This window comes from Flavimobilis sp. BM9 (genome assembly GCF_058313055.1).
On the sequence record NZ_JBZEMO010000001.1, the window covers coordinates 821,318 to 833,087 of the forward strand.

Genomic DNA, 11,770 nt, shown 5'->3' on the forward strand with positions numbered 1-11,770 from the left:
TATCGAACATGTGTTCGATCATGGATGTGGGAGGTGGAGAGCATGACGACGGCGACTCACGAGCGGTACGGCATTGCTCCTGCCGGGCGCCTCGTCCTGGCGTACCCAGCGTCCGGCGCTGCGGTCCGCGCCGACGGAAGCGCCGCCGAGCTGCCTGGCGTCCGCGCTGCGGGCCGCCTCCTCGAGCGTTGCGACGCCGAGATCCTCGCCGCCCAGCTGTCGAGCGACCCGGCTGACACGTTCCTGCACGCCCACTTCGCTGCGCTGCGCGCTGCAGGCGCGATCCTCGAGGCGCGCGGTCGTGCCAAGGTGCGTGGCCGGGGCCGCAACGTGTGGCAGCTCGCGGGGGAGTTCGTCCCCGAGCTGGCCGAGTGGGTCCAGGTCTTCGCGCGGTCCGCTCGCGTGCGTGCGGCGATCGAGGCAGGCGACCTGTCGTCCGTGGACGCTGCGGTTGCGGAGCAGGCCCTAGCTGCGGCCGAGGACTTCCGGGATGCCGTCGCGGTCCTGCTGGCGGACGCAGTCGGGGCGGCTCGTCCTGCCGTCGTGAGGGCATCATGAGCCGGGGCCCGCGGGCAACGGTCCGTCCGGGGCAGTGGGGTACGTCCGACGACGGCTGCCACATCCTGCACGTGGACATGGACGCGTTCTTCGCCTCGGTCGAGCTCGTGCGCCAGCCCCAGCTGGCCGGCCGGCCCGTGATCGTCGGAGGAGGCGAGCGGTCCGTCGTGCTTGCCGCGACCTACGAGGCCAGAGCGTTCGGGGTGTCGTCAGCGATGCCGATGTCGAGGGCGTTGCGTGCCTGCCCCCAGGCCATCGTCATCAGACCCGACATGGCGGCGTACCGCGAGGCGTCGGTCGCTGTCATGGGCATCCTGCGCGACGTCACGAGCGTCGTGGAGCAGGTGAGCGTCGACGAAGCATTTCTCGACGTCCGTGGCGCCCGCCGCCGCCTGGGGCCGCCTGCTGACATCGCTGCCAGCATCCGCTCCCGCGTCAGCGCGGAGCTCGGGCTCCCGTGCTCGATCGGGGTGGCGAGCTCCAAGTTCGTCGCGAAGATCGCCTCGGTGCACGCCAAGCCGGACGGTCTTCTCGTGATACCGGCGGAGGCGACCGTGCCGTTCCTGCGTTCGCTCCCGGTCGGAGCTCTCTGGGGCGTGGGCGGCAAGACCGAGGAGGCGCTCGAACGGTTCGGCATCACGACGGTCGCCCAGCTCGCCGACACGGACGTGTCGTTGCTGCAGCGTGTCGTGGGCAAGGCGTCAGGGGCCCGGCTCCACGACCTCGCGTGGGGCAAGGACCCACGCGCGGTGGAGACCACACAGGTCGAACGGTCGATCGGCGCGGAGGTGACCTTCCGTGAGGACTCGTCCGAGATCTCGCAGATCGAGGCTCGCCTGCTCGAGCTGGCAGACCGCTGCGCGACACGGCTGAGGCGCCAGGGCGTCGTCGGGCGTGTCGTATCTCTCAAGGTGCGCACGAGCGACTTCCGCACGCTCACCCGGTCTCGCACCCTCGGCTCGCCGACCGACGTGGCGCGCGACGTCTACCTCGTCGCGCGTGAGCTGTTCTCCGGGGTGGACCTGCGCGGGCTCGACGTGCGACTGGTCGGCATCCGCGTCGAGGACCTGCGAGAACGCGCCGGGAGCATCAGCCAGCCGACCCTCGAGGATGCCGTCCTCGAGACGAGCCAGGGGCGCCGCGACGCAGAGGCCGCACTCGACCTCGTCCGAGGCAAGTTCGGCAGTGCCGCGATCAGCATGGGAGCGGCAGGGCTGCGCCGCTCCTCCTGAAGCGTGCGGTTGCGACAGGCTCGAGCCGCGCAACTACCGCCGCCCAAGATCTCGACCTATCCTTGAGGTGGAACAGGTCCGGCGCGTCGACACGAGGAGGTGCTCATGCCGCTCTCAGAGTATGAGCAGAGGGTGCTCGAGCAGATGGAGCAGCAGCTGTACTCCGAGGACCCCAAGCTTGCGAGCGCGATGTCACCGTCTGCGCGGCGCTCGGGTGTCCGTTACGTGCTTGCGGGAGCAGGCGTCGTCGTCGGCGTCGTTCTCCTCATCGTCGGCGTCATGACCGACGTGCCGGCCGTCGGGATCATCGGGTTCGCCATCATGTTCGGCGGCGTCGCCTATGCGCTCCTGCGCCCCGCCGCGAAGAAGGGCCCCCTCGGCACCGTCGACGCTGACGGAAAGGTCTCGAAGACCGCCAAGTCGACCAAGCGCCGCGGATCTGGTGACTTCATGACCCGCCTCGAAGAGCGCTGGGACCGGCGCCGCGACCAGGGCCTCTGACCCACGCCCGCCGCGCAGACGTCACGCCCGCCCGGGCGTCGTCCCCTCACGAGGTGCACCAGCCCGACCGTGGAGCGGCCGATACGTCCGGTGAGCTGACCCAGGCCTTCGTTTGCTCACTGCGCGTGCCCGCGCCCCGTGCCGCTCGCCAGGGCTGACGCTCGCTCGGCTAGGTCACACGTCGACGGCTGCGACCGTCCCTACGCACTCGACGAGACGCGGGACCTCGACGAGACCCGCGACCTCATCGAGGTTCGCCACGGTCGCTCGTACCCGCCTCGCGGGGCTGTTCCTCAGCCGCGCTGGCGTCGTCGCCCCCGTCCTCGGACCCGGCAACCTCCGCCAACCGCGCCGCGACGTCGGCGAGAGCCGCGCGAACCAGCCCGTCGAGCTCGTCCCTGTCGGCCGCGCGAGGTGCAGGCGCATACCGCGCGACCTCCACCCGACGCCCGACCTCGCCCACAGCCTCGCCGTCAGGAGCGATCCGCGCAGCCGTGGACCGCACGGTCGCGGCACGATCCACCTCGAGGCCGCCCTTGCGAGCGGCGCGGACGATGGTGGACCACGCCTCCTCGACGTCACGCACGTGCACACGCGACGCTCGTCGACGCAGCAACATCACGGTCACGCCCGCCGCTGCCACGAGCACGAGAACGAGCGATGCGACGAGAGCACCGGGCCCGCTCGTGGAGGACGACGCCGTCGCTGTCGCCGTGGTACGGGTCGCGCCCGTCGTCGCGCTGCGCGTCGGGCGCTGCGACGTCGTGGTGGGGGTGGGCGTCTTCGTCGCCGTCGGGGTGGGCGTCGCCGTCGCCGTCGCGGCGTACCTGGGCAGTGCACCCGACTGCAGCGCAGGCGTGGGCTCGAACCGCACCCAGCCGACGTCGTCGAAGTAGATCTCCGGCCACGCGTGCGCGTCGCGACCGCGGACGACCGCGACACCGTCCGACCCGACCGTGCCCGGCAGGTATCCGATGCTCATCCGCGCAGGGATGCCGAGCGTGCGCGCCATGATCGTCATCGCGGACGCGAACTGCACGCAGTACCCGGTGCCGTCCTGGAGGAAGTCCCACACGGCGTCGTCGGACGTCGGGGCGGGGACGCTGAGCGAGTAGTTGAAGTCCGGGCTCGTCCGCAGGAAGTCCTGGAGCGCGACGGCGGCGTCGTACCGGTTCTCCGCAGTGCCGACGACCGACCGGGCCAGCTGCGCCACGTCGGCGGAGTGCGAGGTCTCGGGCACCGTCCGGTCCGGGTCGACGAAAGGACCTGAGAGGGACTGGTCGAGAAGCTCGAGCGTGTTGCGGGACCGCAGGCGCGCCGGGTCGAGATCGCGGGGCATGACGGTCATCTCGAGGGAGTCGCCGCTCGAGAGGCGGTTCGCCACGTCGACCGCGTCCCGTTCCGGGTCGTAGCTCATCTGGCGGTTCGAGGTGATCATGCGAGGCTCGAGCGGGACCGGGACGGTCGACGACGCCAGACCTTCGAACTGCATCCGGAGCGCGAAGCTCGTCGCCGAGCTCCCCTCCGCGAGGGACGGCCACAGCAGGTCCCCGGCGCGCGCCGGCTCGCCGGCGCTGTCCGACGGCTGCCACTGCTGTCCGTCGAAGTCCACGAGCGACGTCGTGCGCAGCGGGCCGACCGGCGGAGCTCCCTCGGAGACCGTGTAGGTGAGGACCTCGCGGGTCGACTGTTCCTGCAGGCTGCGGCGCAGGTCGAGGTCGTCGGTCAGGTTGGCGACGCCCGTCCTCAGGTCGGGAGCGGCGACGACGCCGCGCCAGGGGAGGGACGGTAGCGCGAGCGACACGGCGAGCCCGACCGCGACGACCGCGGTGATCGTCAGGCCAGCACCGGCGACCGGTATCGCAGTCTCACGAGCTGTCGGGCGACCCGTCTGTGCCGTCGCGCCGGTGGGACGGTCGACGGCGAGGAGGACGAGCAGAAGCCCGGTCACCGTGATGACCGACCATGCGGGGACGTCGCCCACGATCATGAGGGCGGGGAGCCAGAGGAGCGACGTCGCGAGGCCGGCGAGCGCAGGGACGCGGACCGCGACGAACATGTCCATCAGGACGAGGACGAGGCACGCGCCAGCGGTGAAGAGCGCCACGATCGCCTCGAGCGGGGTGATCGGTGCGATCGTCGTGACCGCGATCTCCTCGATCGTGCGGGCGAGGCGCGCGAGACCGCGGAAGTTCTCGAGTGACACGGACAGGTCGAGGTCGCCGCTCGTCCCGCGCGGCGCGCTGCGGCCGAACCGCGCGGCCAGCAGCAGCACGGCCGTCACGAGCCCGGCGAGGGACGGGGTCAGGCTCGCGAGCGTGCTCACGTCGGGTCCGGACCAGCGGCGCAGGGCGAGGCGCGCGGCGACGATGACCCCGGTGACGGCCGTGAGGATCGCGACGACGGTCCACCGCCACGCGCCAGGCAGGATGAGCCCGTCCAGACCGGCCACGCACGCGATGGTCATCGCGAGGACGACGGCCCCAGAAGCGACCACCTTGGCGGGGGTCGGGATGCCCGACGGCGTCGGTGCGCTCAGCCGTGTCATCGGGTCCCTCCGGTCAGCTGGTCCCAGGCAGCGGGGAGGTCCCCGCCCACGGGTAGGGGTGTGGCTCGCCAGCCGTGCTCGAGGAGCGTCGGCACGGCGCCCTGCGTCCTGTCGACCGGGACGACGATGGCGTAGCGGCGTGATGCTGTCCCGCCGACGACGGCGAGAGGCGACGTCTCGTCGCGGCTCGTCGAGGCGGTCACCGCGATGACGATCTCGCCGAGCTGGCTGTCGCCGACGAGACCGGACAGCACGTCGTCCCGGGTCCCGGCGATGGTGGCTCCTGGCTCGCGGCGCCCTGCGTCGACGGTCAGGTCGAGGAGCACCGCGTGTCCTTGCGCGTCGCGCGACCGCACCCATCGTGCGCCGGCCTGCCCGTCGCCTCCGCGCAGGCCCGCCTGGGCGGTGCCGCCGTCGGACAGGACGAGGCGCACGGGGTGGCCGGAGTCGAGGAGGCTGACGGCGACCGAGGCCGCGACCGACACGGTCCACTCGAGAGCGACGTGCCTGTGCGAGCCGGGCTCACCGCTCCCGGTGAGGGAGGCGACGTCGAGGATCACGCACACGGGGGCCTGGCTGGCGCCCTCGCTCGTGCGGACCATGAGCTCGCCGTGGCGCGCAGCGCTCGCCCAGTGCACCCGGCGCAGGTCGTCGCCAGCCTGGTAGGTGCGCAGCGACGTGTCCTCGTCGCTCGGGTCGTTCGCGCCGGCCCGCATCGGGGTGAGGCCCGAGCGGGCCCCTGTGTCGCTGATCGTCCCGGTCAGCAGGGACGGCCAGACCGTGAGCGGTACGGCCGCGCCGACCTGCTCGGTCGCGGTCGCGAGCCCGAGCGCGTCGTAGCGGCGCGTCGCGAGCGGCCCGACGGGCCAGCGACCGCGCTGCCTGGGACGCAGGGTGTAGTGCAGCGAGGTGCCGCGCGGCGTCGGACGGACGGCGGCGCGGAGGACGGCGTGGCCGCGCAACGCTTCGGGCACGGCCTCGCCGAGGTTGAGCGCGCGCGAGGCGGCGACGGACCACGGGGTCGGGCGCGCGGGTCCCACCTCGGTGGTCACGGAGACGTCCTGACCTGCGTGCGCGGGCGTCGGCTGGAGGGAGCGGCGCACACGCAGCCGCGGGCCGAGCGGGCGCGCGCGCAGGGCGAGCCAGGACACGAGGGGAGCGGCGAGGACGATGCACCCGGCGAGGGCGACCGCTGACAGGTCGACGAGGTGACCGCCGACGGCGAGCGCGGTGCCTGCTCCGGCGAGGCCGACCCCGCGGCCGGTGAGCCGGACGCGGGTCGGCGTCGGGCCTGCGGGGCGCAGCGTCACGAGACGTGGTGCGGGCTCGGGACCGGGACGGAGGCGAGCACGTCGTCGACGACGGAGGCGGTGGTCTGCCCGCCTGCGCGGGCTTGAGGGCTGAGGATCAGCCGGTGGCACAGCACGGGGTGCGCGAGCATCTGCACGTCGTCGGGGATCACGTACTCGCGTCCGGACAGCGCGGCGACGGCCTTCGCGGCGCGCAGGAGCTGCACCGAGGCGCGGGGTGATGCGCCGAGCCGGAGCGCCGGCGTCGCGCGCGTCGCGGCGACGAGGTCGAGGATGTAGCGCTTGACGGCAGTCGCGGCGTGGATGCGGTGCACGGTCTGGACGAACCGCTCGATGGTCGCGGAGTCCGTGACCTTCTGGACGGCGTCGAGGGGGTCGCGTCCCTCGCGTCGCTCGAGCATCTCGAGCTCGGCGTCGAGGGAGGGGTAGCCGACGCTCAGGCATGCCATGAAACGGTCGCGCTGCGCTTCGGGGAGCGGGTAGGTGCCCTCCATCTCGACCGGGTTCTGGGTCGCGACGACGAGGAAGGGGCGGGGGAGCGAGTAGGTGCGGCCGTCGACGGTGACCTGGCCTTCCTCCATGCACTGCAGGAGCGCGGACTGCGTCTTCGGGGAGGCGCGGTTGATCTCGTCGCCGATGACGATGCTCGCGAAGATCGGACCGGGCCGGAACTCGAACTCGTGCTGCTGGGCGCGATAGATGCTCACGCCGGTGAGGTCGCTCGGCAGCAGGTCCGGGGTGAACTGGATGCGTCCGACGCGTCCGTCGATCGCACGTGCGAGCGCCTTGGCGAGGGTCGTCTTGCCGACGCCGGGAACGTCCTCGAGGAGGATGTGACCCTCGGCGAGCATGACGGCGATCGTGGTGAGCACGACCTCGGGCTTTCCGGAGAGCACGCCGGAGAGCTGCTCCCGGACCTGGTCGCACGTGGTGGTGATCTCCCAGAGCTCCTGGCTGCTCGGAACTTGCGTCGTCGTCACGGTTCCTCCTCGTCGGCTGGGTGAAGCCTAGAGGAACGGACCGGCGTGAGGCATTCGTGCGGGTCCCGCGTCACTCCGGACGTCCCCCCACTTCCCTCCACCGGCGGTGCCCGGTGGACCCCCACTGTGCTCCACGGGGGCCCTCATCAGGACGTGCTGGAGCGCCTCGTGGGGCCTTTCGGTGGTCTCCTCGGCTGGCTGCAGAGCGTCAGGCTGACTGGATGCAGATTTCCCTCCACTTCCCTCCACCGCTGTGACCTGCACATTTGCGTGCGACGTGGTCCAAGAAGGGCTTTCTCGTCGTTGACGGTGGAGGATTGTGGAGTACTGTGGGGCCATCGGGAGATGAGGGGAGGTGCATCCACATGGGCGCTGAGTCGTTCACGGGCGCGCCGAGCCTCCTCCTGGGCACCTACAACCCTCGGCTCGACGACAAGGGGCGGCTCATCCTCCCGGCCAAGTTCCGGTCGCAGCTCGCCTCCGGTCTCGTCATGACCCGCGGTCAGGAGCACTGCCTCTACCTGCTCCCCATGGACGAGTTCCGCCGGATGTACGAGCAGATCCGCCTCGCGCCGATCACGAGCAAGCAGTCGCGCGACTACCTCCGCGTCTTCCTCTCGGGAGCGAGCGACGAGATCCCCGACAAGCAGGGCCGGATCTCCATCCCCGCACCGCTGCGCGAGTACGCGAGCCTCGACCGTGACGTCGCCGTCATCGGCATGGGTACGCGCGTCGAGATCTGGGACTCGGCCGCCTGGGACCAGTACCTCGCCGGCCAGGAGTCCGGATACGCCGACACCGCCGAGGAGGTGCTGCCGCCCTTCCCGTTCTAGGAGCCACGCACCCGCACGTCTCGGCCTCCTCCCGCCCCATCTGGCACACCTTCCCCGGTGCCAGCGGGGTCGCGGTGGGAGACCTGGTCGGGCGGTTGATCGACCACCACCCGACCTGCCACGTCCACCCCGTACTCCCGCCCTTGCCGGGCCTCGACCAGACACGAGAGGAGAGCCCATGGCGAACGACCCGCGCCCCACGTCGGACCGTCACGTCCCCGTGCTCCTCCAGCGCTGCGTCGACCTCCTGGCACCAGCGCTCGCGGCCCCAGGGGCCGTCCTCGTCGACTGCACGCTCGGCATGGGCGGTCACACGGAGGCCGTCCTCGAGCAGCTCCCCGAGGCGCGGGTCATCGGCATCGACCGGGACACCCAGGCGCTCGAGCTCGCGTCTCGGCGCCTCGAGCGCTTCGGCGACCGGTTCATGCCCGTGCACGCCGTCTACGACGAGATCGCCGACGTCGTCGCCGACCAGGGGCTGCGCGAGGTCCAGGGTGTCCTCATGGACCTCGGCGTCTCGTCTCTCCAGCTCGACGAGGCGGACCGCGGCTTCGCATACGCGCAGGACGCCCCGCTCGACATGCGCATGGACGCGACGACCGGCCCCACCGCCGCCGACGTGCTCAACACGTACGACGAGCGAGACCTCACCCGCATCCTCCGCGAGTACGGCGAGGAGCGTTTTGCGGGAAAGATCGCACGCTCGGTCGTCCGACGCCGCGAGGAGCGTCCCTGGACGCGCAGCGCCGAGCTCGTCGACCTCGTGCGCGCCTGCATCCCGGCCGCGACCCGCAAGACCGGGGGCAACCCCGCCAAGCGCACCTTCCAGGCGCTGCGGATCGAGGTGAACGGCGAGCTCGAGGTCCTCTCGCGTGCCGTGCCCGCCGCCGTCGAGGTCCTCGCGGTCGACGGCCGCATCGTCGTCGAGTCCTACCACTCGCTCGAGGACCGCATCGTGAAGCGGACCCTCGCCCGCGGGGCGACGTCGAGCGCGCCCCCCGGGCTCCCGGTCGAGCCCGAGACGCACAAGCCCTACCTGGAGCTGCTCACACGCGGCGCCGAGGAGGCACGTGGTGAGGAGCTCGAGACCAACCCGCGATCAGCCTCCGTCCGGCTGCGCGCCGCGCGCCGGACCCGTCCGACCCCTGACCACCTTCTCGACCGTACGGCGGTGCACCCATGAGCTCGAGCGCAGCGCCCGCACGCGTGCCTTCCTTCGCACCCTCGGTCAGGCGGGCCACCGCTCCAGCCCCGGCGCAGTCCGCCCCCGACATCCACCTCGTCGCTGCTCCTGCGCGACCCCGCAGCCGGGTGCCGTTCGTCCTGCTCTGCATGGCGGTGCTCGTCGCCTCGCTCGTCGCCGTGCTCCTGCTGAACACGGCGATGGCGCACGGTGCGTACGAGGAGCGCGACCTGCAGTCGGCGATCGCCCGGCTCGCCGAGCAGGAGCAGGCTCTCCTCGCTGACCTCGACGCGAAGTCGGCGCCCGGCGCCCTCGCCGCGCGTGCCCGCGAGCTGGGCATGGTCCAGGACTCGACGCCCGCGTTCATCGATCTCGCGGCCGGGAAGATCATCGGGGCGCCAGCCCCGGCGAAGAACTAGGACGTGGGGATGGACGAGCAGAGGTCCGGTGCCGCGCAGCCGCGTCGCGTGCCGCCACGTGCTGGCGAGCAGCCGCGTCGCACCCCCGTCGCTGCACGTCGCGGCGAAGCCAGCCCTCGCACCCAGCCTGTCGCCCGCAGCCAGGGGGCCTCGCGGACGCATGCCGCGCCCCGTTCCGCGACCGACGGGCGCGGTCAGCGCGCGACCGCTCGCGCGCCGCGCTCCGCCGCCCAGCAGGCCCGCCGCCCGCAGGAGCGCGCCGGCGCGCCCGCACGCGTCCAGGTCCCGGCGGGCGCCCGGGCCGGGCAGCGGACTCCTGGAAACCGTGCCGCTGCGGGCCGCCGGCCTGCACCTCCCACGCCCCGCGGCCCGCTGTTCCCGCGTGCGCGAGTCGGCGACCCTCGCCGTCGGCAGCGCTGGTTCATGGCGTGCGTGCTCGCCGTCCTCGTCGGCTTCACGGGCCGGCTCGTGTCGATCCAGATCATCCAGGGCCCCGAGCTGGCTGCCGCCGCCCTCGAGCAGCGGCTCGTCAGCGGCACGATCCCGGCCGGCCGCGGCGACATCTTCGACGCGGAGGGCAACGTTCTCGCGACGTCGGGGGAGCGCTACCACATCAAGGCCGACCTGACTCTCGTGCCGACGTGGAAGCACGTCGTCGACCGCGAGATCGTGGGCACGGGCATCGAGGCGGCGGCGGAGGTGCTCGCACCGCTCCTCGGCGTGCAGCCCGCCGAGCTCGCCGCGACCCTCGTCGGAACAGCCCGCGGCAAGTACATCGCCAAGAACGTCCTCCCGGACACCTGGCAGGCCATCAAGGCCTTCAACATCACCGGGATCGCCGCCGAGCGCACCTCGGTCCGGGAGTACCCCAACGGCACGACGGCGGGCAACATCATCGGCTTCGTCAACTCCGAGGGCGTCGGTTCGGCAGGTGTCGAGCAGACGTTCGACGAGGCGCTGCGCGGCACGCCCGGCTCCTACGAGGTCGAGACCGGCCTGCGCGGTCACCAGATCCCGACCGGTGAGCAGGAGCGCACCGAGGCCCAGCCCGGCCAGGACGTCCGGCTCACGCTGAGCGGCGACCTGCAGTGGAAGGCGCAGGACGCGATCCAGGACGCCAAGCGCAAGACCGGGGCGACCTACGGCTTCGCGATCGTGCAGGACGTCAAGACCGGCGCGGTGCTGGCCCTCGGTGAGACCGACACGGTGAACCCGGGCGACCTGAGCTCGTCGGACCCGTCCACGTGGGGGTCGCGTGCCGTGTCCAACGTCTTCGAACCGGGATCGACCGCGAAGGTCATCACGATGGCGGCCGCGCTCGAGACCGGGGTCGTGACGCCCACGAGCAAGTTCGAGGTCCCTGACGCGTACGTGACCTCGAACAACCAGACGATCCGTGACTCGCACGAGCACCCGGTCCAGAAGATGACGGTCGCGGGGATCTTCGCGGAGTCCTCCAACACGGGCACGGTCCAGATCGGCGAGAAGCTGCCGAAGCAGGTGCGATACGACTTCCTGTCGAAGTTCGGGTTCGGTCAGCGCACCGGCGTGGGCCTGCCTGGTGAGTCGCCCGGGATCCTGCACCCCGTCGACAAGTGGGACGGCCGCACCCAGTGGAACGTCCTGTTCGGCCAGGGTGTGTCCGTCAACGCGATCCAGGCGAACGAGGTGTTCGCGACGATCGCAAACGGTGGGCTCCGCTCACAGCCGCACATCGTGAAGGAGTACGTCGGCCCTGACGGGACGGTGACCCCGTACGAGGTCGGCGAACCGGTGCGCGTCGTCTCGGAGAAGACGGCCGACACGGTCCTCGCGATGATGGAGAGCGTCGTCTCCGAAGGTACGGGCTCGCTCGCGGCGATCCCCGGCTATCGCGTCGCGGGCAAGACGGGAACTGCGCAGGCTGCCAACCCGCACACCGGGAAGCTCGACCACTTCGTCGCGTCGTTCAACGGTGTCGCGCCGGCTGACGACCCGCGCGTCGCGGTCTCTGTCGTCCTCTACTACCCGGAGCTCCAGTACGGCGGCGTGGTCGCCGCGCCCGTCTTCTCGGACGTGACGGCGTTCGCGCTCCAGCACCTCGGCGTCGAGCCCAACGACTCGAAGCCGAAGACGTTCCCGCTCGAGTGGTGACCCTGCACACTCCTCACACGTGGTGTCGCGGCCCGTCCGAGGGCCGGGACGCCACGCACCAGATAGGTTCTGC

10 protein-coding genes are annotated in these 11,770 nt (G+C 71.8%); 7 read left to right on the forward strand and 3 right to left on the reverse strand.

The genetic code is table 11. The features are described 5' to 3' along the window. Window positions 1-42 precede the first annotated feature (42 nt). The 3 genes from AC4F3Q_RS03690 to AC4F3Q_RS03700 all read left to right on the forward strand — a co-directional run bounded on the left by AC4F3Q_RS03690 (window position 43) and on the right by AC4F3Q_RS03700 (window position 2,291). Window positions 43-558: an SAV_6107 family HEPN domain-containing protein gene (locus tag AC4F3Q_RS03690; RefSeq protein WP_491038771.1), complete on the forward strand. Its 516-nt coding sequence runs from the start codon at window positions 43-45 to the stop codon at window positions 556-558. Next, window positions 555-1,790, forward strand: a complete 1,236-nt coding sequence (dinB, locus tag AC4F3Q_RS03695; RefSeq protein ID WP_168445866.1) for a DNA polymerase IV — start codon at window positions 555-557, stop codon at window positions 1,788-1,790. The genes AC4F3Q_RS03690 and dinB overlap by 4 nt, the downstream gene beginning before the upstream one ends. Before the next feature lie 105 nt (window positions 1,791-1,895). Beyond that, window positions 1,896-2,291 carry an SCO2097 family morphological protein gene (locus AC4F3Q_RS03700; RefSeq protein ID WP_491038772.1) on the forward strand — a complete coding sequence of 132 codons (396 nt, stop codon included), beginning with the start codon at window positions 1,896-1,898 and terminating at the stop codon, window positions 2,289-2,291. Between the two features lie 244 nt (window positions 2,292-2,535). Here the strand turns inward: AC4F3Q_RS03700 and AC4F3Q_RS03705 are convergent, their stop codons facing one another. From AC4F3Q_RS03705 to AC4F3Q_RS03715, 3 genes are read right to left on the reverse strand one after another with little or no spacing between them, the layout of a single operon-like run. Continuing rightward, window positions 2,536-4,839: a transglutaminase TgpA family protein gene (locus tag AC4F3Q_RS03705; protein WP_491038773.1), complete on the reverse strand. Its 2,304-nt coding sequence runs from the start codon at window positions 4,837-4,839 to the stop codon at window positions 2,536-2,538. Further along, a complete protein-coding gene (locus AC4F3Q_RS03710) occupies window positions 4,836-6,149 on the reverse strand; it encodes a DUF58 domain-containing protein (protein WP_491038774.1) in 1,314 nt (437 codons plus the stop codon). Before AC4F3Q_RS03710 ends, AC4F3Q_RS03705 begins: the two co-directional genes overlap by 4 nt. Continuing rightward, window positions 6,146-7,129 (reverse strand): AAA family ATPase, encoded by a 984-nt coding sequence (locus AC4F3Q_RS03715; protein ID WP_491038775.1) that lies wholly within the window; start codon window positions 7,127-7,129, stop codon window positions 6,146-6,148. Before AC4F3Q_RS03715 ends, AC4F3Q_RS03710 begins: the two co-directional genes overlap by 4 nt. Before the next feature lie 365 nt (window positions 7,130-7,494). Between AC4F3Q_RS03715 and mraZ the strand changes: the two genes are divergently transcribed. From mraZ to AC4F3Q_RS03735, 4 genes are all read left to right on the forward strand, one after another. Then, window positions 7,495-7,962: a division/cell wall cluster transcriptional repressor MraZ gene (gene mraZ, locus AC4F3Q_RS03720; RefSeq protein ID WP_491038776.1), complete on the forward strand. Its 468-nt coding sequence runs from the start codon at window positions 7,495-7,497 to the stop codon at window positions 7,960-7,962. 178 nt (window positions 7,963-8,140) lie between these two features. Continuing rightward, entirely contained in the window at window positions 8,141-9,145 is a 1,005-nt protein-coding gene (gene rsmH / locus AC4F3Q_RS03725) for a 16S rRNA (cytosine(1402)-N(4))-methyltransferase RsmH (protein WP_491038777.1), read from the forward strand. Then, window positions 9,142-9,564 carry a cell division protein FtsL gene (ftsL, locus tag AC4F3Q_RS03730; RefSeq protein ID WP_168445859.1) on the forward strand — a complete coding sequence of 141 codons (423 nt, stop codon included), beginning with the start codon at window positions 9,142-9,144 and terminating at the stop codon, window positions 9,562-9,564. The genes rsmH and ftsL overlap by 4 nt, the downstream gene beginning before the upstream one ends. A 9-nt stretch (window positions 9,565-9,573) precedes the next feature. Continuing rightward, a complete protein-coding gene (locus AC4F3Q_RS03735) occupies window positions 9,574-11,697 on the forward strand; it encodes a peptidoglycan D,D-transpeptidase FtsI family protein (RefSeq protein WP_491038778.1) in 2,124 nt (707 codons plus the stop codon). Window positions 11,698-11,770: the final 73 nt, after the last annotated feature.